Origin of the sequence: Pseudomonas multiresinivorans, from assembly GCF_012971725.1 — a bacterium.
GTDB classification, from domain to species: domain Bacteria; phylum Pseudomonadota; class Gammaproteobacteria; order Pseudomonadales; family Pseudomonadaceae; genus Pseudomonas; species Pseudomonas multiresinivorans.
This window is the reverse complement of the sequence record NZ_CP048833.1, coordinates 5,846,032-5,867,689: the sequence shown is the minus strand read 5'-3', so window position 1 is coordinate 5,867,689 and position 21,658 is coordinate 5,846,032. Positions and strand designations below refer to the sequence as shown.

General features: G+C 63.9%; 20 protein-coding genes and 1 riboswitch. Of the genes, 17 read left to right on the top strand and 3 right to left on the bottom strand.

Going from position 1 to position 21,658, the window contains the following annotated elements; genetic code table 11:
* Positions 1-10: 10 nt before the first annotated feature.
* The 10 genes from groL (at position 11) to G4G71_RS26715 (ending at position 9,241) form a co-directional block, all read left to right on the top strand.
* A complete protein-coding gene (groL, locus tag G4G71_RS26760) occupies positions 11-1,651 on the top strand; it encodes a chaperonin GroEL (protein ID WP_054906573.1) in 1,641 nt (546 codons plus the stop codon).
* Between the two features lie 73 nt (positions 1,652-1,724).
* Positions 1,725-1,787, top strand: a riboswitch (Fluoride riboswitch).
* 64 nt (positions 1,788-1,851) lie between these two features.
* Positions 1,852-2,235: a fluoride efflux transporter CrcB gene (crcB, locus tag G4G71_RS26755; RefSeq protein WP_169941598.1), complete on the top strand. Its 384-nt coding sequence runs from the start codon at positions 1,852-1,854 to the stop codon at positions 2,233-2,235.
* 66 nt (positions 2,236-2,301) lie between these two features.
* Entirely contained in the window at positions 2,302-2,622 is a 321-nt protein-coding gene (locus G4G71_RS26750; protein WP_054906571.1) for a DUF190 domain-containing protein, read from the top strand.
* A 140-nt stretch (positions 2,623-2,762) separates the two neighbouring features.
* Entirely contained in the window at positions 2,763-3,446 is a 684-nt protein-coding gene (locus G4G71_RS26745; protein ID WP_024764087.1) for a response regulator transcription factor, read from the top strand.
* Positions 3,436-4,710, top strand: a complete 1,275-nt coding sequence (locus tag G4G71_RS26740; protein WP_169942821.1) for a sensor histidine kinase — start codon at positions 3,436-3,438, stop codon at positions 4,708-4,710. The genes G4G71_RS26745 and G4G71_RS26740 overlap by 11 nt, the downstream gene beginning before the upstream one ends.
* 82 nt (positions 4,711-4,792) lie before the next feature.
* Positions 4,793-5,464: a class I SAM-dependent methyltransferase gene (locus tag G4G71_RS26735; protein WP_169941596.1), complete on the top strand. Its 672-nt coding sequence runs from the start codon at positions 4,793-4,795 to the stop codon at positions 5,462-5,464.
* 3 nt (positions 5,465-5,467) lie between these two features.
* The gene (locus G4G71_RS26730) at positions 5,468-6,172 is read left to right on the top strand and encodes a lipopolysaccharide kinase InaA family protein (protein WP_169941594.1); all 705 of its coding nucleotides are present in this window, start codon (positions 5,468-5,470) and stop codon (positions 6,170-6,172) included.
* Positions 6,169-6,393: a hypothetical protein gene (locus G4G71_RS26725; protein ID WP_024764091.1), complete on the top strand. Its 225-nt coding sequence runs from the start codon at positions 6,169-6,171 to the stop codon at positions 6,391-6,393. The genes G4G71_RS26730 and G4G71_RS26725 overlap by 4 nt, the downstream gene beginning before the upstream one ends.
* A 91-nt stretch (positions 6,394-6,484) precedes the next feature.
* Positions 6,485-7,684: a nicotinate phosphoribosyltransferase gene (gene pncB, locus G4G71_RS26720; RefSeq protein WP_169941592.1), complete on the top strand. Its 1,200-nt coding sequence runs from the start codon at positions 6,485-6,487 to the stop codon at positions 7,682-7,684.
* Positions 7,685-7,762: 78 nt separating this feature from the next.
* A complete protein-coding gene (locus G4G71_RS26715; RefSeq protein WP_169941590.1) occupies positions 7,763-9,241 on the top strand; it encodes a helicase HerA-like domain-containing protein in 1,479 nt (492 codons plus the stop codon).
* Between the two features lie 184 nt (positions 9,242-9,425).
* Here the strand turns inward: G4G71_RS26715 and G4G71_RS26710 are convergent, their stop codons facing one another.
* The 3 genes from G4G71_RS26710 to G4G71_RS30090 all read right to left on the bottom strand — a co-directional run bounded on the left by G4G71_RS26710 (position 9,426) and on the right by G4G71_RS30090 (position 14,034).
* The gene (locus tag G4G71_RS26710) at positions 9,426-11,315 is read right to left on the bottom strand and encodes a methyl-accepting chemotaxis protein (RefSeq protein ID WP_169941588.1); all 1,890 of its coding nucleotides are present in this window, start codon (positions 11,313-11,315) and stop codon (positions 9,426-9,428) included.
* 465 nt (positions 11,316-11,780) lie between these two features.
* Complete coding sequence (locus tag G4G71_RS26705) at positions 11,781-13,676, bottom strand: methyl-accepting chemotaxis protein (RefSeq protein ID WP_169941586.1); 1,896 nt, start codon at positions 13,674-13,676, stop codon at positions 11,781-11,783.
* A gap of 151 nt (positions 13,677-13,827) precedes the next feature.
* The gene (locus G4G71_RS30090; protein WP_420825963.1) at positions 13,828-14,034 is read right to left on the bottom strand and encodes a Flp family type IVb pilin; all 207 of its coding nucleotides are present in this window, start codon (positions 14,032-14,034) and stop codon (positions 13,828-13,830) included.
* Positions 14,035-14,400: 366 nt separating this feature from the next.
* Here G4G71_RS30090 and cpaB point away from each other — a divergent pair, with 366 nt between their 5' ends.
* From cpaB to G4G71_RS26665, 7 genes are all read left to right on the top strand, one after another.
* Positions 14,401-15,321, top strand: a complete 921-nt coding sequence (cpaB, locus tag G4G71_RS26695) for a Flp pilus assembly protein CpaB (protein WP_169941584.1) — start codon at positions 14,401-14,403, stop codon at positions 15,319-15,321.
* Between the two features lie 15 nt (positions 15,322-15,336).
* Positions 15,337-16,569, top strand: coding sequence for a type II and III secretion system protein family protein (locus tag G4G71_RS26690; protein ID WP_169941582.1), 1,233 nt, complete (start codon positions 15,337-15,339; stop codon positions 16,567-16,569).
* A 65-nt stretch (positions 16,570-16,634) separates the two neighbouring features.
* Positions 16,635-17,819 (top strand): type 4b pilus Flp biogenesis protein TadZ, encoded by a 1,185-nt coding sequence (gene tadZ / locus G4G71_RS26685; RefSeq protein ID WP_169941580.1) that lies wholly within the window; start codon positions 16,635-16,637, stop codon positions 17,817-17,819.
* Positions 17,816-19,063 (top strand): type 4b pilus Flp biogenesis ATPase TadA, encoded by a 1,248-nt coding sequence (gene tadA / locus G4G71_RS26680; RefSeq protein ID WP_169941578.1) that lies wholly within the window; start codon positions 17,816-17,818, stop codon positions 19,061-19,063. Before tadZ ends, tadA begins: the two co-directional genes overlap by 4 nt.
* The gene (locus G4G71_RS26675; RefSeq protein WP_169941577.1) at positions 19,060-19,947 is read left to right on the top strand and encodes a type II secretion system F family protein; all 888 of its coding nucleotides are present in this window, start codon (positions 19,060-19,062) and stop codon (positions 19,945-19,947) included. Before tadA ends, G4G71_RS26675 begins: the two co-directional genes overlap by 4 nt.
* Before the next feature lie 10 nt (positions 19,948-19,957).
* Positions 19,958-20,866, top strand: coding sequence for a type II secretion system F family protein (locus tag G4G71_RS26670; RefSeq protein WP_169941575.1), 909 nt, complete (start codon positions 19,958-19,960; stop codon positions 20,864-20,866).
* Positions 20,863-21,651 (top strand): tetratricopeptide repeat protein, encoded by a 789-nt coding sequence (locus tag G4G71_RS26665; RefSeq protein ID WP_169941573.1) that lies wholly within the window; start codon positions 20,863-20,865, stop codon positions 21,649-21,651. Before G4G71_RS26670 ends, G4G71_RS26665 begins: the two co-directional genes overlap by 4 nt.
* Positions 21,652-21,658 lie beyond the last annotated feature (7 nt).

Here is a 21,658-nt window from a genome sequence, read left to right as displayed (position 1 = left end):
GAAACAGAACATGGCTGCCAAAGAAGTTAAGTTCGGCGATTCCGCTCGCAAGAAAATGCTGGTCGGCGTAAACGTCCTGGCCGACGCGGTTAAAGCGACCCTCGGCCCGAAAGGCCGTAACGTCATCCTGGACAAGAGCTTCGGTGCTCCGACCATCACCAAGGACGGCGTTTCCGTCGCCAAGGAAATCGAACTCAAAGACAAGTTCGAGAACATGGGCGCCCAGCTGGTGAAAGACGTTGCCTCCAAGGCCAACGACGCTGCCGGTGACGGCACCACCACCGCTACCGTTCTGGCTCAGGCCATCGTCAACGAAGGCCTGAAAGCCGTCGCTGCCGGCATGAACCCGATGGACCTGAAGCGCGGCATCGACAAGGCCACCATCGCCATCGTTGCCCAGCTGAAAGAGCAGGCCAAGCCTTGCGCCGACACCAAGGCCATTGCCCAGGTCGGCACCATCTCCGCCAACTCCGACGACTCCATCGGCAACATCATTGCCGAAGCTATGGACAAGGTCGGTAAAGAAGGCGTGATCACCGTTGAAGAAGGCTCGGGCCTGGAAAACGAACTGTCCGTCGTAGAAGGCATGCAGTTCGACCGTGGCTACCTGTCCCCCTACTTCATCAACAAGCCGGACACCATGGTTGCCGAGCTCGACGGCCCGCTGCTGCTGCTGGTCGACAAGAAGATCTCCAACATCCGCGAAATGCTGCCGGTCCTGGAAGCCGTTGCCAAAGCCGGCCGTCCGCTGCTGATCGTGGCTGAAGACGTCGAAGGCGAAGCCCTGGCTACCCTGGTCGTCAACAACATGCGTGGCATCGTGAAAGTCGCAGCCGTCAAGGCTCCGGGCTTCGGCGACCGCCGCAAGGCCATGCTGCAGGACATCGCCATCCTGACCGGCGGTACCGTCATCTCCGAAGAAGTCGGTCTGAGCCTGGAAGGCGCCACCCTGGAGCACCTGGGTAACGCCAAGCGCGTCGTACTGAGCAAAGAAAACACCACCATCATCGATGGCGCTGGCGCTCAGGCCGACATCGAAGCTCGCGTCCTGCAGATCCGCAAGCAGGTCGAAGAGACTTCCTCCGACTACGACCGCGAGAAGCTGCAAGAGCGTCTGGCCAAGCTGGCCGGCGGTGTTGCCGTGATCAAGGTTGGCGCTGCCACCGAAGTCGAGATGAAAGAGAAGAAAGCCCGCGTTGAAGACGCCCTGCACGCTACCCGTGCTGCGGTCGAAGAAGGCGTGGTTCCTGGCGGCGGCGTCGCTCTGGTTCGTGCTCTGCAAGCCATCGAAGGCCTGAAGGGCGACAACGAAGACCAGAACGTCGGTATCGCCCTGCTGCGTCGCGCTGTCGAAGCTCCGCTGCGCCAGATCGTTGCCAACTCCGGTGACGAGCCGAGCGTCGTGGTCGACAAGGTCAAGCAAGGTTCGGGCAACTACGGCTACAACGCTGCTACCGGCGTGTACGGCGACATGATCGAGATGGGTATCCTCGATCCGGCCAAAGTCACCCGTTCGGCCCTGCAAGCCGCTGCTTCCATCGGCGGCCTGATGGTCACCACCGAGGCCATGGTCGCCGAAGTGGCTGACGATAAGGCAGCTCCGGCCATGCCGGACATGGGCGGCATGGGTGGCATGGGCGGCATGATGTAAGCCACCCGGCACCTGCTGTAAGAAAAAGCCCCGCCTAGGCGGGGCTTTTTCATGGGCGTGGGTTATGCCAGACTGCGGCGCAGGAGATGGCATTCCTCCTTCAACCGCCCTTGTGGCTGATGATGCCTACGCATTGACCTGGAAAGGCGCGTAGGCGCTCGCCTGCAGCCTGTCCAAATCATCCCTTCCAGGACAGGATCATGTTGAAATCCATTCTCGCCGTGTCTATCGGCGCCGCCCTCGGAGCCTTGCTGCGCTGGGTTCTCGGGCTCAAGCTCAATACCCTTTTGCCGTCGATGCCGCCGGGCACGGTGGTCGCCAATCTGGTCGGCGGCTACATCATCGGCGCGGCCATCGCCTTCTTCGCCAACACCCCCGACGTAGCACCCGAGTGGCGCTTGCTGATCATCACCGGGTTCTGCGGTGGCCTCACGACTTTCTCGACCTTCTCGGCGGAAGTTGTCGTGCTGTTGCAGCAGGGCCGGCTGGCCTGGGCAATGGGCACTGTCGCCACGCACCTTGCTGGATCCCTGTTGATGACCCTGGCCGGGCTGTGGTCGGTGCACGCGCTGATGGGCCGCTAGGTTCGGGCAGGAGAGTTCCCGCTCGGGCGCCAGCGATAGAGAGGCCACAGGCCTTCGGAGGAAGAGATGAACGGCTACCAGTTGAAGTTCTTCACCCAGCAGGATCGCAAGCATGCCGGCCTGCCGCTGGCCCAGTGGCTGCTGGAGGAGGCGCGCCGGCAGGGTGTTCGCGGCGCCACCCTGATGACGGCGAGCGAAGGATTCGGCAAGACCGGGCGCATTCACTATGCGCACTTCTTCGAGCTGGCCGACCAGCCGCAGGAAGTCACCATGGCTGTCAGCGAGGAGGAGTCCGGGCGCATCTTCGCCGCCATTCGCCAAGCGGGCGTGAAGCTGTTCTACGTGAAGACGCCAATCGAGTTTGGCGTCACCGGCGAGGACGACTGATCACCGCCGAGCTCTTGCGCTCAGTGGGCGGCGTGTGAGTGCTACCGTGTCAGTGCGAACAAGTGTGAAAAAACCGTCAAAGGCGCTTAAGTTCCATTTAAGCCAGTTAGGCTAGAGTGCTGTTCGCGAAAGGAGAGCACATGCGCATTCTGTTGGTTGAAGACAATCGGGACATCCTGGCCAATATGGCCGACTACCTGGGCCTCAAGGGCTATACGGTGGATTGCGCCCAGGACGGCCTGTCCGGATTGCACCTGGCGGCGACCTCCCATTACGACCTGATCGTACTGGACGTCATGCTGCCGGGGCTGGACGGTTTCACACTGTGCCGCCGGCTGCGTGAAGACGCGCGCCGCGACACACCGGTGATCATGCTCACCGCCCGTGACCAGTTGGACGATCGCCTGCAGGGCTTCCGCTCGGGCGCCGACGATTACCTGCTCAAGCCCTTCGCGCTGTCCGAGCTGGCCGCCCGCATCGAAGCGGTGCTGCGCCGCAGCCAGGGTGGCGGTCGTCGCGAGTTGCAGGTCGCCGACCTGAGCTACAACCTCGACACCCTCGAAGTGAACCGTGCCGGCAAACCGCTGAAACTCAACCCCATCGGCCTCAAGCTGCTGGCGGTATTGATGCAGAAGAGCCCGCACGTCGTGCGCCGCGATGTGCTCGAGGAAGCCGTCTGGGGCGACGACTGCCCTGACAGCGACAGCCTGCGCAGCCACGTGCACCAGCTTCGCCAGGTGATCGACAAGCCCTTCGCATCCTCCCTGCTGCACACGGTGCACGGTGTCGGCTACAAGCTGGCAGAGGAAACGCATGGAGTATAAGCAGAGCCTTTCCCGCCGGATTGTCTTTGCCTTCGTACTCATGACCGCCGCCGTCGGCGGACTGTTCTCGGTGGGAATCGTCGGCGTCGTTCACATCGTCGAAGAGCGCCTGATTTCCCGTGACCTGGGCGGCGAGCTGGATCGCATCATCAATGAGGACCTGGGCGACGGCCAGGCTCCCAAGCTCGATCCGGGCATGCGTTTCTTCATCAGCGACGGCGCAGGCGTCTACGCCATGCCGCCGGCACTGCGCCGGCTGGACGAAGGGTTCCACGAAGTCTTCGATGGCGAGTTGTCCTTCCATGCGCTGGCGCGCGACGTCGATGGTCGCCGCTTCGTCCTGCTGCAGGATCAGAGCGACTTCGAAGCACGCGAACAGATTCTCTATGCGGCGGTGGTCACCGGTTACGTCCTGAGCCTGGTCTTGTCCGGGGTCCTGGGCTGGCTGCTGGCGCGCAAGGTCATGGAACCGGTAGCACGCCTGGCGCGCCAGGTCCGGCATCGCGACCAGTTGCTCGAGCTGGCACCGCCCATGTCGCCGGATTACGCCAACGACGAAGTGGGTGAACTGGCGGCGGCTTTCGATTACGCCATGGGGCGGCTGCACGACGTGCTGACTCGGGAAAAGCTCTTTACCAGCGATGTCAGTCATGAATTGCGTACGCCACTGATGGTGATCGCCACCAGCTGCGAGCTGTTGGCAGAGGAGCCTGGGCTCAGCGCGCGGGCGCGTGCTCAACTGGCGCGTATGAACAGTGCCTGCGAGGAGATGCGTGACCTGGTGCAGACCTTCCTCATGCTGGCCAGGGCCCAGCGCAAGGACATGGCCATCGTTTCGCAGGCCGGGCTTCGCCAGATCGGAGATGAATTGGTAGCGCAGTGGCGCGGCCCGATCGAAGCGAAAGGTTTGACGCTGGTATACGAGGCGAACCAGGAGATGCCCGGGCTATTCAACGCGCCTTTCCTGCGCTCGGTGATGAGCAATTTATTGCGCAATGCGATGCATTACACCGAAAGCGGCAGCATCCGCTTACAACTTGGGCCGAGCGGATTCTGGGTCGAAGACACCGGCGCCGGCATCCCGGAGGAACAGCGCGAACGCGTCTTCCAGCCGTTCGTTCGTGGCCAGAACCCGCGTGGTGAGGGGCTTGGGCTTGGGTTGTCGCTGGTCAAGCGAATCTGCGCCTCCGAAGGCTGGGACGTCACGCTGCGCCCCGCAGAACCCCATGGCTGCCGCTTCGAAGTTCGCCTAGCCGTGGTTTGACAAAATCTTCACAAGTGCATGACCCGGCTGTGACAGGCTGGTTTGTATCGTTCGCCCTGAATTCGGGAAAGGTAATAATCCGATGACTGAAAAACCCGTCGACTTGGAATTCTCCCAGAAGTACGACCGCCAGCATGCGCAGCGTTACCTGCGCAAGCACCAGGCCGGACTGTCCCGGAAACTTTCCCATTGGCGCGATGTCCAGATAGCCCGCCAGGCCCTCAAGCTCGCCGGCCAGCCCAACCTGGTGCTCGACCTGCCGTGTGGTGCCGGACGCTTCTGGCCGATGCTGGCTGAAAAGGAGAACCGGGTGATCATCGGGGCGGACAATTCGCCTGACATGATCGCCGTCGCCTGCGCCGGTCAACCGAATGAGGTTGTCAAACGCGTTCGACCTTTGCAGACTTCGGCGTTTGCCATTGATCTGCCGGACAATGCCGTCGACAGCATCTTCTCGATGCGTCTAATGCACCACATCGGCGAATCTGATGATCGTTTGACGATGTTGCGCGAATTTCACCGCGTAAGTCGCGATTCGGTGATCCTGTCGCTGTGGGTCGATGGCAACTTCAAGTCCTGGAAACGCGCGCGAGCCGAGTCGGCCCGCAAGAAACACGCCTACCAGAACCGCTTCGTGATTCCCGCCAAGACCATCGAGGCGGAGTTCCGCCAGGCTGGTTTCAAGGTCCAGGATCACATTGATTTCGTCCCGCTCATCCATATGTGGCGGGTCTACATTCTGCGTAAGGAGTGATGGATGGCCGTTGATCTGGCTTCGCTGCAGCAAATTTCCGGTGAGAACGCCATCGACCGTTGGCTCCAGGTACCCGGCAAGTGGGTCGAGGAGCCGAACCGTCGGCGTGGTGGCGAGAGCGGCGTGCAGCGAGTCCTGACCTCCGACGGCCGGATGCTCTATCGCAAGCAGCAGATGGGCCACATCTACCGTGACCTGCTGCACCCCTTCGGCTATCCCACCGCGATTCGCGAGCGCAATGCGCTCAAGGCTGCCGAAGCGCTTGGCGTGAAGGTGCCGACCCTGGTCTATGCCGGTTGCCGCAAGGTGGATGGCGAATGGCAGGCCCTGCTGGTTACCGAGTCCCTCGACGGTTTCAGCAGCCTTGAAGACTGCTACGCCCGTGGCGACCAGGATCGCTGGGGCGAAGCGCTGCACCAAAGAATTCTGCAACATTACGGTAGTACCCTTGCAAAACTTAACGCCGGCCGCTGGCAGCACGGCTGCCTTTACCTCAAGCACGTATTCGTGAAGGTGGACGGCGACAAGATCGAAGTGGCCCTGATTGACATGGAAAAAGCCCGCCAGCGCTTCAGCGCTCAGCGTGCTGCGCGTCATGATCTTCGCCAGGTGAAACGCCGCTCGTCGTGGACTGAGGCGCAATGGCAGGCCTTTGTCTATGGTTACCAAGCGGCGTTTGGCAGCGCCATCAAAGGGTTGCAGACATGAAGTTAGAAATTACGCGAGGTTTGCTCCTCGTTGGCGCGCTCGGGGTGGCAACCCTGGCGGCGGCGGCCTGGCATGAGCCGGGGCCTTCGGTCATCACCGGAAAAGGCGGCTTGGACAGCTGCCCCATCCCGCCCAACCTGCGCGCCAAGCAACAGGACATCCGCCCGGACGATGACCTGCTGCTTTTCCTCTTCGGGATGTCGCAGAGCAAAGCACGCTGATTTCTGATTCGAACTCAAAACCCCGCCTCGGCGGGGTTTTTTGTGGGCGGCGGGTTTAGACTGCCGGTTCGAAGCCTGCAATGAGACGAGCATGAGCGACAGCGCATTTTCCCGGCGGATCGTGCAGAACCTGCTGGATACCGATTTCTACAAGCTGAGCATGATGCAGGCAGTGCTGCACAACTACCCCAACGCCGAGGTGGAGTGGGAGTTCCGTTGCCGCAACGAAGAGGATCTGCGCGCCTACCTGGAGCCGCTGCGCGAGCAGATCGAGCGCCTGGCGGAGCTTTCCTTTGCGCCGCAGGACCTGGCCTTCCTCGAGCGCATCCCGTTCTTCAAGCCGGACTTCATCCGCTTCCTTGGCCTTTTCCGCTTCAACCCCAACTACGTCCAGCTGGGCGTGGAGAACGAGGAGCTGTACCTGCGGCTCAAAGGCCCATGGCTGCATGTGATCCTCTTCGAAGTGCCGCTGCTGGCGATCATCAGCGAAGTGCGCAACCGACACCGTCATCCGGGCGCCACGCTGACGATGGCCCGCGAGCGGCTGCAGAAAAAATTCGACTGGCTGCGCGGGGAGGCCGGCGCGGAAGAACTGGCCGGCTTCAAGATGGCCGATTTCGGCACTCGCCGACGCTTCTCCTACCCGGTGCAGGAGGCGGTGGTGCGCGATCTGCGCGACGGCTTCCCGGGGCATTTCGTCGGCACCAGCAATGTTCACCTGGCGCGCGAGCTGGGCGTCAAACCGCTGGGCACCATGGCCCATGAGTGGCTGATGGCACACCAGCAACTCGGTCCGCGGTTGATCGACAGCCAGGCCGCCGCGCTGGACGCATGGGTACGCGAGTACCGTGGGCAACTGGGCATCGCCCTGACCGACTGCATCACCATGGACGCCTTCCTGGCGGACTTCGACCTTTACTTTGCCAAGCTCTTCGACGGCCTGCGCCACGACTCGGGCGACCCGCTGGAGTGGGCGGAAAAGGCCATCCAGCATTACGAGCGGCTGGGCATCGACCCGCAGACCAAGACCCTGGTGTTCTCCGATGGCCTCAACCTGCCGCGGGCACTGGAAATCTATCGCGCGCTGCGCGAGCGCATTGACGTCAGTTTCGGTATCGGCACGCATTTCACCTGTGATGTGCCGGGCGTACAGCCGATGAACATCGTGCTGAAGATGACCGCCTGCAATGGTCATCCGGTGGCGAAGATCTCAGACGCACCAGGCAAGACCCAGTGCAAGGACGAGAACTTCCTGCACTACCTCAAGCATGTCTTCAAAGTACCGGGGTAGCCGATTGCGCGGCGCGCCGGGACGCGCCACTCTTGCTCAAGCACTCATCGCGACAGGCCCACTGAAGGGGAACAACGGATGTCAGCCACGAACGAACTCATCATCGGTGCGGGTCCCGACGGGCAGCCGGTCGGCCAGTCCTGGAAGCTCGCCAACCGCCACGGCCTGATCGCCGGCGCTACCGGCACCGGCAAGACGGTGACCCTGCAGCACCTCGCCGAGTCTTTCAGCGATGCGGGTATCGCGGTGTTCGCTGCGGACATCAAGGGCGACCTGTGTGGTATCGCCGCTGCCGGTAATTCTCAGGGCAAGGTGGCTGAGCGCATCGCCAGCATGCCGTGGCTGAACTACAAGCCCCAGGCCTACCCGGTCAGTATCTGGGATATCGCCGGCAAGACCGGCCACCCACTGCGCACCACGCTGTCGGAGATGGGCCCGCTGTTGCTGTCCAACCTGCTGGAACTGACCGAGAGCCAGCAGGCGGCGCTATTCGCCGCCTTCAAGGTGGCCGACCGCGAAGGCCTGCTGCTGCTCGATCTGAAGGACCTCAAGGCGCTGCTCAACCACTTCAAGGAACACCCGGAAGTGCTCGGCGAGGACCGCGCGCTGTTTACCGGTGCCTCGTCCCAGGCGCTGCTGCGGCGCCTGGCGCTGCTGGAGCAGCAGGGTGCCGAGGACTTCTTCGGCGAACCGGCGCTGCAACTGGAGGACCTGCTGCGCCCCGAGGCCGATGGTCGCGGGCGCATCCACCTGCTGGATGCCAGCAAGCTGGTGCACGACGCGCCCAAGGTCTATGCCACCTTCCTGCTCTGGCTGCTGGCCGAATTGTTCGAACAGCTGCCCGAGCGCGGCGATGCGGACAAGCCGATCCTCGCGCTGTTCTTCGACGAGGCGCACCTGCTGTTCAACGGTACGCCCAAGGCCCTGCAGGATCGTCTGGAGCAGGTAGTGCGGCTGATCCGTTCCAAGGGCGTGGGTGTGTACTTCGTCACCCAGTCGCCCAGCGACCTGCCGGACGACGTGTTGGCGCAACTGGGCCTGCGCATCCAGCACGGTCTGCGCGCCTTCACGGCCAAGGAGCAGAAGTCCCTGCGCGCGGTGGCCGATGGCTTCCGCCCGAACCCGGCGTTCGACACCTTGAAGGTGCTCACCGAACTGGGCATCGGCGAGGCGCTGGTGGGCACGCTGGAAGAGAAGGGCACGCCCGCGATGGTCCAGCGCGTGGCCGTGGCGCCGCCGCAGTCGCGCATTGGCCCGCTGACCGATGCCGAACGTGCTGACGTCATCCGTCGCTCGCCGCTGGCCGGGCGCTATGACCAGCCGATCGATCGCGAGTCCGCGTACGAAAAGCTCACCGGCCGTGCCGACGACAAGATGGCGCCGACCCAGGGGAAGGAAGAGAAGGGCACCGACTTCGGAGGTATGGCCGGCGAGATCCTCGGTTCCCTGGCCAGCCAGGTCAGCAAGACCGTGGTACGCCAGGCGGCGAACCAGATCGGCCGGCAGTTGGTGCGAGGACTGATGGGCGCGCTGCTGGGCGGTAGCAAGCGGCGGTAAGCGCGGAGCCGCCTGTGGCGAATCAGTTCGGAGCGGATTCACCGGTGGGTTCGTCTCGGGGCGGTTCGCGAGCAAGGGCTAGGCGCTCCGCTCGGTCCTGCAGGGAGCGAGGTTTTTTGTAGGAGCGAGCTTGCTCGCGAACAAAAAAGGCGCCCGAAGGCGCCTTTTTCGCTTTCCGCTGCGGTCAGATGCGGAAGCTGTCCACCAGGTGGCGCAGGCGACCGGCCTGGTTCTCCAGGTCGGCACAGGCGCGCAGGGTGGCCTGGAGGTTTTCCACGCCTTCCTGGTTGAGGGTGTTGATCTCGGTGATGTCCATGTTCAACGAGTCGACTACGGCGGTCTGTTCCTCGGTGGCGGTGGCGACCGACTGGTTCATCGAGTCGATCTCGCCGATGCGGTGGGTCACGCTGGCCAGACGCTCGCCGGCACGGTTGGCGATCTCCACGCTTTCCAGGCTGTAGCGCTGGCTCTCGGTCATGGTGTCCACGGCTTCGCGGGCGCCGACCTGCAGCTCTTCGATCATCTTCTGAATCTGCTGGGCCGACTCCTGCGCGCGGTGGGCGAGGTTGCGCACTTCGTCGGCGACCACGGCGAAGCCACGGCCGGCTTCCCCGGCGCGGGCGGCCTCGATGGCGGCGTTCAGTGCCAGCAGGTTGGTTTGCTCGGAAATACCTTTGATCACCTCCAGAATCTGCCCGATGTTCACCGTGCGGCTGTTCAGCGCCTCGATGTTGGCGCAGGCGGAGCTGATCTTGTCGGACAGCTGGTTCATCGCGCTGATGGTCTGCTCGACCACCTGGCGGCCGTCGCCGGCCTGGTGCGAGGCATCGGTGGCGTGGTGCGAGGCGTCGGCGGCGTTGCGGGCGATTTCCTGGGCGGCGGCGCCCAGTTCATTGATCGCTGCGGCGACGCTGTTGGTGCGATTGGACTGCTCGTCGGAGTTACTCATGGACGAGTTGGAGGCGTTCACCACCAGCTGCGAGACGTCGTGCAACTGGCGTGCAGTGGAAGCCACTTCGCGGATGGATTCGTGGATACGTTCGACGAAGCGGTTGAAGGCGTTGCCCAGCACGCCGAACTCGTCGTTGCTGGCGACCTGCAGGCGCTTGGTCAGGTCGCCCTCGCCCTGGGCGATGTCTTCCATGGCGCGCCCCATGGTGGTCAGCGGCTGCATCAGCACGCGGATCAGCATGCCCAGCAGGAGCAGGATGGCGACGATGGCGATGGCCGCGGCGATGACGGCCGAGGTGCGGAATTTGCTCAGCATCGAATAGGCGGCGTCCTTGTCGATGGACAGGCCGATGTACCAGTTCACCGATGGCAGGCCTTTGACCTGGGTGAAGCTGAGGATGCGGGTGTGGCCGTTGAGCTCGGCCTCGCTGAAGCCGCCGCCGATCCTGGGGGTGTTCTGCGGGTAGATGTCGGAGAGGGACTTCATGATGAAGCTCTTGTCCGGGTGCACCAGGATCTTGCCGTCGCCGCTGACCAGGAAGGCGTAGCCCATGCCGCTGAAGTCCAGCGAGTTGATGATCTGCACCAGGGTCTGCAGGCCGAGGTCGCCGCCGACCACGCCTACGGTCTTGCCGCCGGCGCGGGCCGGGGTGGCCACGGTCATGATCAGTTCCTGGGTGGCCGCGTCGATGTAGGGCTCGGTCAGCGTGGTGCCGCCGGCGGCGACGGCATCCTTGTACCAGGGGCGGGTGCGCGGGTCGTAACCATCAGGCATGGCGCTGTTCGGGCGCATGGTGAAGGTGCCGTCTTCCTGGCCCAGGTAGGTGAAGTTGAAGGTCTTGCGCAGGGTGTCCTGTTCCAGCAGCGCGCTCAGGTGGTCCGCTGCGCTGTCGCGGGCAATGGTCTGTGCGGTGCTTTCGATCAGCAGCAGCCGGCCGCTCAGCCAGTTCTGGATGTTGCTGGCGCTCACCTCGCCCATTTCCCGCAGATAGTCCTCGAGGTCCTCGCGGATCGCGTTGCGCTGCAGGTAGTCGTTGTAGAGGGTGAAGAGGGTGAATGCCGAGAAAACAACAAGAGAAGCGGCCAGGAGGATCTTATGGCTGAATTTCAGGCTCTTGATCATGCTGCGTCGAGTCCGGAGGTAGTGGGATGCCTGAACGGCGTGGGTCCGGGCGACAGATCCGGTGTCGCCGCAGAACGTCCGTCCCCGTGGTGTGAAACGGACAGCGCCGGCGCGGCGGATAGCCGTGCGGGCTTGGCCGGGACTCCCTTGTCCCGGCAGTGAAGACAGGCCCGGTTTGTTGGTAGCTATCAAAGGCCTCACCCTTGCTTTCGGCGTGGCCTGTGGAAGCTTGAAAGAGTCGGACGAACGGTAGGAGTGGCTCTGTGGCGGGTGTTTCAGCCGTGATACAGGTTGCTGGGCCAGGCCCGGGAATGCGGATTCACCGGCGGTTTCGTCGCGGGGCGGTTCGCGAGCAAGCTCGCTCCTACAAGATACTGCCCTCCCTGTAGGACCGTGGGGGGCGCCTAGCCCTTGCTCGCGAACAAAAAAGGCGCCCGAAGGCGCCTTTTTCGCTTTCCGCTGCGGTCAGATGCGGAAGCTGTCCACCAGGTGGCGCAGGCGGCCGGCCTGGTTCTCCAGGTCGGCGCAGGCGCGCAGGGTGGCCTGGAGGTTCTCCACGCCTTCCTGGTTCAGCGTGTTGATCTCGGTGATGTCCATGTTCAGCGAGTCGACCACGGCGGTCTGTTCCTCGGTGGCGGTGGCGACCGACTGGTTCATCGAGTCGATTTCGCCGATGCGGTGGGTCACGCTGGCCAGACGCTCGCCGGCGCGGTTGGCGATCTCCACGCTTTCCAGGCTGTAGCGCTGGCTCTCGGTCATGGTGTCCACGGCTTCGCGGGCGCCGATCTGCAGCTCTTCGATCATCTTCTGAATTTCCTGCGCGGATTCCTGGGCACGGTGCGCCAGGTTGCGCACTTCGTCGGCGACCACGGCGAAGCCACGGCCGGCTTCCCCGGCGCGGGCTGCCTCGATGGCGGCGTTCAGTGCCAGCAGGTTGGTCTGCTCGGAGATGCCTTTGATCACCTCCAGAATCTGCCCGATGTTCACCGTGCGGCTGTTCAGCGCCTCGATGTTGGCGCAGGCGGAGCTGATCTTGTCGGACAGCTGATTCATCGCACTGATGGTCTGCTCGACCACCTGACGACCATCGCCGGCCTGGTGCGAGGCATCGGTGGCGTGGTGCGAGGCGTCGGCGGCGTTGCGGGCGATTTCCTGGGCGGCAGCGCCCAGTTCGTTGATCGCCGCGGCGACGCTGTTGGTCCGGTTGGACTGCTCGTCGGAGTTGCTCATGGACGAGTTGGAGGCATTGACCACCAGCTGCGAAACGTCATGCAGGCTGCGCGCGGTGGAAGCCACTTCGCGGATCGATTCGTGGATACGTTCGACGAAACGGTTGAAGGCATTGGCCAGCACGCCGAACTCGTCGTTGCTGGCGACCTGCAGGCGCTTGGTCAGGTCGCCTTCGCCCTGGGCGATGTCCTGCATGGCGCGGCCCATGTCGGTCAGTGGCGCCATCAGCACGCGGATGAGCATGCCCAGCAGGAAGAGGATGGCGACGATGGCGATCACGGTGGCGATGATCGCGGTGTTGCGGAAGTCGCTCAGCATTGCGTAGGCGGAGTCCTTGTTGAGCACCAGGGCGACGTACCAGGTGACTCCCGGCAGGCCTTTCACCGGCGTCATCGAGACCAGTTGCTCTTCACCGTTGATGCTGACTTCCTGCACGCCCGGCTGCACCTTCGGTGCGCCTTGCTGGTAGACCTCGCCGAGGGATTTGAAGATCAGGCTGCTGTCCGGGTGCAGGAGTATCTTGCCGGCATCGCTGACGAGGAAGGCATAGCCGTCGCCGTCGAACTTCAGCGAGTTGATGATCGCGGTGATGGTCTCCAGCTTCATGTCGCCGGCGGCCACGCCGACCAGTTGGCCGTTGCGCATGACCGGCATCGACATGGCGAGGATCTGCTCGTTGGTGCCGGCATCCAGGAAGGGCTCGGTGACGATCAGCCGGCCGGCGGCCACGGCGTCCTTGTACCAGCCGCGGGTGCGCGGGTCGTAGCCATCGGGCATCGGCGCATAGGGGCGCATGGTGAACACGCCGCTGGCGGCTTCACCCAGATAGACCGATTCGAAGTTCTTCTGGAACACCGCCTGTTCCAGCACGTGCTGGATGCGCTCGGGCGTTGGTTCGCCATCGGCCAGCTGCGCGGCTTCCGCCTCGACCAACTGGATGCGGCCTTCCAGCCAGCTCTGGATGTTGCTGGCGGTCAGGCTGCCCACCTCGGAGAGATAGGACTCGGTGTCGGAGTGGATCGCCTCGCGCTGGCGGAAGTCGTTGAAGAGGATGAAGCAGGCGAAGGCGAAGGTGACGACGAGGGAGGCTGCCAGGAGGATCTTCCTGGAGAAGGACAGCGAGCGAAGCATGGGGAAAGCATCCTGCAGGTGGAACAAGGGTTAGGCAGGATGTATCGGCGGTTGAGATCAAAACTTTAGGCGAAACTTTTCGGCGGGCAGACGAATGAGTTCCCGCGCGGAGGCGCGGGAACTATTTAATTAGGTCGGTCAGCGGTATCTGTTATAAGGCTTTCGCAACTTCGGTTTGAATTTTAGTCATGATCGTTCCGAGGTCGGTTCCGATCAGCGCAGCTCCGGTAATGACGATCACTGAGATCAAACCCGCAATAACCGCATACTCGATTGCTGTCGCCCCTTCCTTGTCAGCCGCGAATGATTTGGCCATGCAAAACAGTTTCAGGGACAGGTTTTTTATTTTCAGGTCCATCGCGGATGCTCCCTCGAATACCACCGGGGCGGCGCCCCGACTTCACCGTCAGGCTAGGCGCAGTATGGCCGAATGCAATTGGTCAAATAGCGCTAATACCAAAGTTATAGTCAGGCCTGAGTAGAACTAACTAGGGATTGGAAATTTAACGGGTTCGGTTGACGCTATAAATACAGCTACTAGATTCTGCTTTGTAACAAGTAACCGCTGATTATGAGGAATGGTTCTTATCGAACTTCCTCATCCGGCCGAAACAACAATAAAGGTCTGAAGGAAAAGCATCGGCGCTGCCGCTGACCGGACTTCTTACGACAAGGCCGTGGGCCCTCAAGGTCTGCATTCCCGACATTGCCCAAGGAAGTGCTCATGAATAGCAAGGTGCTGATGGTATTCGCCGGGCTGTTGTTGGTGTGCGCCGGTGTAGTGGGGTATCTCGGACTCAAGATCGGCAAGCCGGCCGCGCCGGTGGCCGGAGTGGTACAGGAGATAGCGCCTGCTGCCATGGACGAGGCCGATAAGCTGCAACGCACAGCCGTGGTGGTGGCGGCCCGGGATCTTCCGGCCCTGACGGTGATCGGCAAGGACGATGTCAGCGTGGAAATGCTGCGCACCGCGCCCGCCGGCAGCTTCCCCAAGGCCGACGTCTTGATTGGCCAGCGTGTCTGGGTCGCCGTTCCTGCGGGCAACATCCTCACCTCCGCAGTGACCGAACCGGGTGGCCCCTTGGCTCGCACCATACGGCCGGACGAGCGCGCCATGGCGATTGCCGTGGACGAGGTCATTGGTGGTGGCGGTTTTGTGCTGCCCGGGGACTATGTCGACGTCATGCTCTTCGTCCAGGACCAGCAGAGCACCGAACGCAACCTCAGCGCCCAGGTGGTGCTGCCCGGTGTACGGGTGCTGACCTACGGCGAGCAGATCGCCGTTGCCACCGATGGCCAGGCTCGCAGTGCTGGCGATCCCAAGGACAAGACCCCGAAACCGCCCCGTACCGCCGTGCTGGCGGTGCCTGCCGAGGCCGCTTCGCGCCTGATGCTCGCCAGCCAGGCCGGTTCGCTGCGCCTGGCTGTGCGCAGCAAAGACGAGAACCTCTATGAGAAAGAGCAGCAGGGCCGGTACATCCAGGCCTCGCTCGGTGCCGGCTCCAGCCAGCCGATCACACTCGAACAACTGATCGGCAAGCCTCGCCAGGCCCAAGCTCCCGCCATGCGCCAGGTCTCAGCACCACAGGTGGACGCCGGCGTGGTGGTCTATCGCGGTACCGCCGTTTCCCGTGAAGCACATTGAGCAAGGAGTGCATCGATGTCCAAGCGCTTCATTCTTCCCCTGGTCGCCTTGCTGGCCTGCGCCGTTCACTCCGTGGCGCAGGCCGTGCCGAGCGCCTGCGCCGGCTTCGCTGACCAGCAGCTGAACCTCGATGTCGAGCAGGGCGCGCAGCGCGACCAGCAGCTCCCGGTACCGATCAAGCGCCTGGCCATCGGCGACCCGAACATCGCCGACGTGCAGGTGCTGGACAAGCGCGACTTCCTCATCACCGGCAAGGCCGAGGGGCTGACCAGCCTGCTGATCTGGACCAGTTGCAGCGACCAGCCGATACGCACCGTGGTGCGCGTCGCCGCACGCGCGGTAGCCGATGTGGCCGGTATCACCGGGGCCGGTGCCGGGAGTCTGCCCAACCAGGTGCAGACCGACATCCGCTTCGTCGAAGTCAGCCGAAGCAAGCTCAAGCAGGCGAGCACGTCGCTGGTGCGGCGCGGCTCCAACACCTTTGTGCTCGGCTCTCCGGGCAGCCTGGGAAATCTCGAGGTCGGCGTCGACGGCGGCCTGGGCGGCAACTTCGGCACCAACCAGAGCGGCTTCAACATCATCTGGGGCGGTGGCAGCAGCAAGTGGCTGGGCTTCATCAATGCCCTGGAAGGCAGCGGCTTCGCCTACACCCTGGCGCGCCCCAGCCTGGTCGCCACCAGCGGACAGAGCGCATCGTTCCTGGCCGGTGGCGAGTTCCCGATCCCGGTGCCCAATGGCGATAACAACAACATCACCATCGAGTACAAGGAATTCGGCGTGCGCCTGACGCTGACGCCAACGGTGATGAACGACAAGCGCATCGCCCTGAAGGTCGCCCCCGAGGTCAGCGAACTGGACTTCTCCAACGGCATTCGCACCGCCGACATCACCGTGCCGGCACTCAACGTCCGCCGCACCGACACCAGCGTGATGCTCGCCGACGGCGAGAGCTTCGTGATCAGCGGGCTGATCAGCAGCAACACCATCAGCAACATCGACAAGTTCCCGTTCCTGGGCAGCATCCCGGTGATCGGCGCGCTGTTCCGTTCCTCGAACCTGGACAAGGACGATCGCGAACTGCTGATGATCGTCACCCCGCACCTGGTCCAGCCGCTGGCCGCCAATGCTGCACTGCCGACCCTGCCAGGCGAGGGCCTGCGCAACTATGACCCGGGCTTCGCCGAGTTCTACTTCCTCGAAGACGGCCGGTTCGACCGGCGCAAGGCCAACAGCGGGATGTCGCGCTGATGGATACCTACGAAGCGCTGACCCGCCAGAGAGCGGGAGGCAAGGCGAAGCAAGGGAGCACGGGCATGAGTCAGACTTTCGTGGCGCTGGTCCAGCATGCCGGGGAGCAGGAATGGCTGCAGAGCAGCCTGGCTGGCTGCGGGCAGGTGGTACTGGCCAACAGTGGAACCCTGGAAGAGCTGCTGTCGCTGCTGGACGTCACGGGTGCGACGGTGCTCTTCACCAGCCTGAACAAGGCGAATCTGGTTTCCCAGGGGTCGCTGATCGAAGGGCTGGTCTCGGCGCGTCCGCTGCTCTCGGTGGTAGCCGTGGGGGATGGCCTGGACAACCAACTGGTGCTGGCGGCGATGCGTGCGGGCGCGCGGGACTTCGTCACCTACGGTGCCCGCGCCAGCGAGCTGAGCGGACTGGTCCGCCGTCTCGGCGGGCGCCTGCCCACGGTACCGGTGAGCGCCACCCAGCAGGGCGAGCTGATCAGCCTGATCAGCGCCCGGCCCGACGCCGACGGTGCCTTCGTCGCCCTGCACCTGGCTCTGGCGCTGCAACGCCAACCGGAGCATCGCGTGTTGCTGGTGGACATCGGTCAGCCCACCGGCGAGGCACTGGCCATTCTCGGCATGGAACCGTCATTCACCTTTGCCGATGCTCTGCGCAACCTGCGCCGCCTGGACCAGACCCTGATCGACAGCGCCTTCACCCGCCACGAGTCCGGCCTGCGCGTGCTCAGCCTGTCGGACGAGCCCGGTGTGCTGGAACGTATCACCACCGCCGAGCTGTACCTGCTGCTGGGCAACCTGCGCAGCGCCTTCAGCCATATCCTGATCAACCTCACCGGCGTCGCCGAGGGCGAACTCAGCGGGCAACTGCTGATGCAGGCCAGCCGTGTGCTGTGGCTGGTGGACCAGAGCGTGCCGTCCTGTAAGAAGGGCCTGGAGCGCCTGCGCCGCTTGCGCGAACGCACACCTGCGCTACCTCGCATCGAGTTGCTGATCGAGCGTTACTGGGCCTCGGTGCCGCCGGATGCTCCGGCGCTGGGCAAGATGTTCGGCCTGGAACTCTTCGGTATCCTGCCGGCTTCACCCGAGGCCCGCTTGCGTGCCAAGAACGTCGGCCAGAGCCTGTTCGACCTGGCCCCGCGCGACCCGCTGACGGTGAAGCTGCGTGACCTGGCCGAAGCGCTGGGCGCAGGCGTGACCGAGAAGCGCGGACTGTTCAGTTGGATCGGCCGGGCGAAGGCCGCGCGCTCATGAGTCAGCACTACGGCGGAGGTCACGGCCGCCACGACCAGGATCTGCAGACGCTGAAGATGCGCCTGCACCGCTACATCATCGACGAGATCGACGAAGACGGCATGAACCTGCTGGAGGGCGCGCGGCCGGCGGTGGCGCAGTACGTCTCCGAGAAGGTCAGCGAATATGCTGCGCGCCGCCAGCTGGCGATCTCCCGCTATGAACTGGACCGCCTCGCCGAAGAGGTGGTGGACGAGCTGACCGGCTTTGGCCCGCTGGAAATCCTCCTGCGAGATCCGGGCATCTCGGAAATCCTGGTCAACGGCCCCGACCGCGTGTTCATCGAGCACGAAGGCCGGCTGTACCAGAGCGACCTGCGCTTCATCGACGACCACCATGTACAGCGCGTGATCCAGCGCATCCTCGCGCCGCTGGGCCGGCGCCTGGACGAGTCCAGCCCGATGGTGGACGCGCGCCTGCCCGATGGCAGCCGGGTCAACGCTATCATTCCGCCGGTGGCGCTGGACGGGCCGTGCCTGTCGATCCGCAAGTTCAGCAAGGAGCTGCTCAAGAGCGCCGACCTGCTGGGCTACCAGAGCGTCAACGAGGAGATGCTGGCGTTCCTACGCCAGGCCGTGGCGAGCCGTTGCAACATCCTCATCAGCGGCGGTACCGGCACCGGCAAGACCACGCTGCTCAACGTCATGAGCAGCTTCATAGACGAGCGCGAGCGCATCGTCACCATCGAAGACACCGCCGAGCTGCAACTGGGCCACGACCACGTGGTACGCCTGGAAACCCGCCCGCCGAATGCCGAGGGTTTCGGCGAAGTCACCGCCCGCGACCTCATCCGCAACGCCCTGCGGATGCGCCCGGACCGCATCATCCTCGGCGAAATCCGCGGCGTGGAAGTGCTCGACGTGCTGCAGGCGATGAACACCGGCCACGACGGTTCGATGAGTACGGTGCACGCCAACTCGGCCATGGACTCGCTGCTGCGCCTGGAGATGCTCGTCGGCCTCACTGGCCAGCGCGTGCCGGAGCAGACCCTGCGGCAGATGCTCTGCTCGGCGCTGGATGTCGTCGTGCAGATCACCCGCCTGTCCAACGGCCGCCGCTGCATCAGCGAGATACTCGAAGTGCTGGAAGTGCGCGATGGCGTCTACGTCACCAACTCGCTGTTCAGCCTGGATCGACGCGGCACCGGGCAGTTCGTCCGCACCGCTCAGCCGAGCGGGCTGAAATTCCGCCAGGTGCTGTTGTGAGCGGCGCGCTCTGGCTGGTCGTGGCCAGCCTGTCGCTGGCGGCGCTGGGGGTGCTATTGGCGGGAATGAGCTGGCGCGCGCGGCACCATGAGTTGGTGATGCGCCGGCTGAGCGGCGAAAGAGTGGTCACCGAAGGCAGTCGCGCCCGCAGCAGCCACTGGTTGCCACGGCGTATGCGCCGTGCCGGCATTGCCGACATGCGCCGCTGGCTGCTCGGCGCAGTTGTGGTCTGTATTGTGCTGGCGCTGGTCGGTCAGCGCCTGGCCGGGCCGGTGGGCGCGCTCTGCGGCGTGGGGCTGGGCGTGCTGGGCTTTCATGCGCTGCTCAACCTGCTGTACCGGCGGCGCCTGCAGAAGATGATCCGGCAGATGCCCAACTTCCTCGACCAGGTGGTGCGCAGCCTGCACTCCGGCCGCACCCTGGGCGATGCCATCACCCAGGCGGTGAGTGTTGCCGACGACCCGCTGCGGGAAATTTTCTCGCTGGTGAACAACCATGTGCTGCTGGGCATCAGCCTGCCTGAGGCGCTGCAGGAAGTCGCCGAACTCTACGACGTGGAGGAGTTGCATGTGCTCTCCCTTGGCGTAGCGGTGAACCATCGCTACGGCGGAAACACCACCGACCTGCTGGAAAACATCATCAAGGTCATCCACGAACGGGAGAAGCTCGGCCGCCAGTTGCGCGCCATGACCGGCGAAACCCGCATGAGTGCCCTGGTACTGGCTTTGCTGCCGATCAGCCTGGGCGGCTACATCCTGTTCAGCAATCCGGGCTACCTGATGAACATGTGGCATGACCATGGCGGCCGCCTGATGCTGTTGACCTCCCTGGGATTGCAGGTGCTGGGGTGCTACACGCTCTGGCGCATGCTCAAGAGCATCTGAGGAGGTCGACATGCCCCTGATGTACGGATTGATGGTGGTCATTCTGGCCCTGGCGGCGGTCCTCCTGTGGCTTTCTCAGAGCCGCGCTGCTGGTCGCGAGCAGCGTCTGATCCAGCAGCGCCTGGGTGGCGACCCCCTGCCGCGCGGGGCCGGCCAGCGTGTGGCGCAGGTGTTCGACCGGATGAGCGGCAGTGGCCTGGGCAAGCGCCTGCAACTGCGCGACGAAGAGGTCCGGGTGCTGCTCAACCAGGCCGGCTGGTCCGGTAGTACGCCGCGCAGCATCTACCTGGTGTCGATCTTCCTGGTACCCCTGCTGTTCGTGACCATCGTGCTGGTGATTCTCGCCACGCCGGGCCACGCCCACACCTCGCCGCTGTTGCCGTTGTCCTTCGCCGCCGGGGTCGGCTTCCTGCTGCCCAAGCGGGTGTTGGCCTATTTCGCTAGCAAGCGCCGGCAGCGCCTGGCGGACGAAGTAATCCTTTTCATCCAGCTGATCCGCATCCTTTTCGACTCCGGCCTCACCGTGGAGCAGAGCCTGCGCGTGGTCAGCCGCGAGGGACGGAGCATCGTGCCGGTGCTGGTCGAGGAACTGGATGGCGTGCTGACCCATGCCGAAAGTGGTCTGGACCTTGCCGACGAGCTGGATCTGCTAAGCAGGCGCCTGGCGGTGGGGGAGCTGAGCGACTGCTGCAACGTGCTGCGCCAGATGGTGCGCCAGGGCGGCAGCGCGCGTGGGTCGCTGCTGACGCTCAAACAACTGTTCGAGGATCGGCGTCTGACCGGTCTGCAGGAAAAGGTCAGCAAGATGTCGGCGAAAATGAGTCTGGTGATGATGACGCTGCTGTTCCCGGCACTGTTGATCATCCTCGCCGGACCCGGTTTCCTCGCGATCACCAAGGCCCTGGGGAGAATGGGATGAGAAACGCATGCTTGATCGGCCTGCTGGGCCTCACGCTCGGCGGCTGCGCCAACTTTGACACCCTGGGCGGGCCGAGGGTCGGACAGAACTGCGAAGAGAAGCTGGGCCAGGCGGTGGAGCTGCAGCTCAACCTGGCGCGCGAGATGCTCGACAACGGACGCGCCCACGCCGCCCTGGCCAATCTGGAAACCCTGCCGCCGAACTCGCTGGAAGTGCGTGAAAGCAAGGCGCTGGCCCTGCGTCGCATCGGCGACCCCAAGGCACGGGTCGTCTACGAGGGGCTTCTGGGCACCTGCAAGTCCGCCGAGGCCCACCACGGCCTGGGGCAGATCGCCATGCGCAGCGGCAATACCGTGGAAGCCGAGCGCGAGCTACGCGAAGCCGCGCGTCTGCAGCCCACCGACAGCGCCCTGCGTAACGATCTGGGTTACGTCCTGCTGCGCCGTGGCGAGCTGGAGAAGGCGCGTTTCGAATTCATCACCGCCATGGAGCTGGACGAGCACGACAAGCTGCCGGCGACCAACCTGCTGAGCCTGATGTTCATGCAGGGCGAGACCCCCGAAGCTACTCGCCTGATCCAGAGCGTCGGCCTGTCGGCCGAGCAGGTGCGTGAAGCGCAGGATCAGGCGCGTGACCTGGGACATGGCAGCCCGGCAAGCCAACCCAAGGTGGAGGCGGACACCGTCAGTTACGTGGACGAGCCCGCCGTCGATGCGCATCCGGCGCTGGCCGACTCTACGCCCGCCGTGGCGCACGATGCGAAGTTGCTGTTCAAGGCTCGCTGAGGCGAGC

Excerpts from the sequence above, each read along its gene's own strand:
- tadA (WP_169941578.1), top strand. The coding sequence starts at position 17,816 with ATGAGTCAGCACTACGGCGGAGGTCACGGCCGCCACGACCAGGATCTG.
- G4G71_RS26735 (WP_169941596.1), top strand. The coding sequence starts at position 4,793 with ATGACTGAAAAACCCGTCGACTTGGAATTCTCCCAGAAGTACGACCGC.
- G4G71_RS26750 (WP_054906571.1), top strand. The coding sequence starts at position 2,302 with ATGAACGGCTACCAGTTGAAGTTCTTCACCCAGCAGGATCGCAAGCAT.
- G4G71_RS26730 (WP_169941594.1), top strand. The coding sequence starts at position 5,468 with ATGGCCGTTGATCTGGCTTCGCTGCAGCAAATTTCCGGTGAGAACGCC.
- G4G71_RS26745 (WP_024764087.1), top strand. The coding sequence starts at position 2,763 with ATGCGCATTCTGTTGGTTGAAGACAATCGGGACATCCTGGCCAATATG.
- groL (WP_054906573.1), top strand. The coding sequence starts at position 11 with ATGGCTGCCAAAGAAGTTAAGTTCGGCGATTCCGCTCGCAAGAAAATG.
- G4G71_RS26715 (WP_169941590.1), top strand. The coding sequence starts at position 7,763 with ATGTCAGCCACGAACGAACTCATCATCGGTGCGGGTCCCGACGGGCAG.
- crcB (WP_169941598.1), top strand. The coding sequence starts at position 1,852 with ATGTTGAAATCCATTCTCGCCGTGTCTATCGGCGCCGCCCTCGGAGCC.
- G4G71_RS26670 (WP_169941575.1), top strand. The coding sequence starts at position 19,958 with ATGCCCCTGATGTACGGATTGATGGTGGTCATTCTGGCCCTGGCGGCG.
- G4G71_RS26710 (WP_169941588.1), bottom strand. The coding sequence starts at position 11,315 with ATGATCAAGAGCCTGAAATTCAGCCATAAGATCCTCCTGGCCGCTTCT.
- G4G71_RS26665 (WP_169941573.1), top strand. The coding sequence starts at position 20,863 with ATGAGAAACGCATGCTTGATCGGCCTGCTGGGCCTCACGCTCGGCGGC.
- tadZ (WP_169941580.1), top strand. The coding sequence starts at position 16,635 with ATGAGTCAGACTTTCGTGGCGCTGGTCCAGCATGCCGGGGAGCAGGAA.
- G4G71_RS26705 (WP_169941586.1), bottom strand. The coding sequence starts at position 13,676 with ATGCTTCGCTCGCTGTCCTTCTCCAGGAAGATCCTCCTGGCAGCCTCC.
- cpaB (WP_169941584.1), top strand. The coding sequence starts at position 14,401 with ATGAATAGCAAGGTGCTGATGGTATTCGCCGGGCTGTTGTTGGTGTGC.
- G4G71_RS26740 (WP_169942821.1), top strand. The coding sequence starts at position 3,436 with ATGGAGTATAAGCAGAGCCTTTCCCGCCGGATTGTCTTTGCCTTCGTA.
- G4G71_RS26690 (WP_169941582.1), top strand. The coding sequence starts at position 15,337 with ATGTCCAAGCGCTTCATTCTTCCCCTGGTCGCCTTGCTGGCCTGCGCC.
- G4G71_RS30090 (WP_420825963.1), bottom strand. The coding sequence starts at position 14,034 with ATGGACCTGAAAATAAAAAACCTGTCCCTGAAACTGTTTTGCATGGCC.
- pncB (WP_169941592.1), top strand. The coding sequence starts at position 6,485 with ATGAGCGACAGCGCATTTTCCCGGCGGATCGTGCAGAACCTGCTGGAT.
- G4G71_RS26725 (WP_024764091.1), top strand. The coding sequence starts at position 6,169 with ATGAAGTTAGAAATTACGCGAGGTTTGCTCCTCGTTGGCGCGCTCGGG.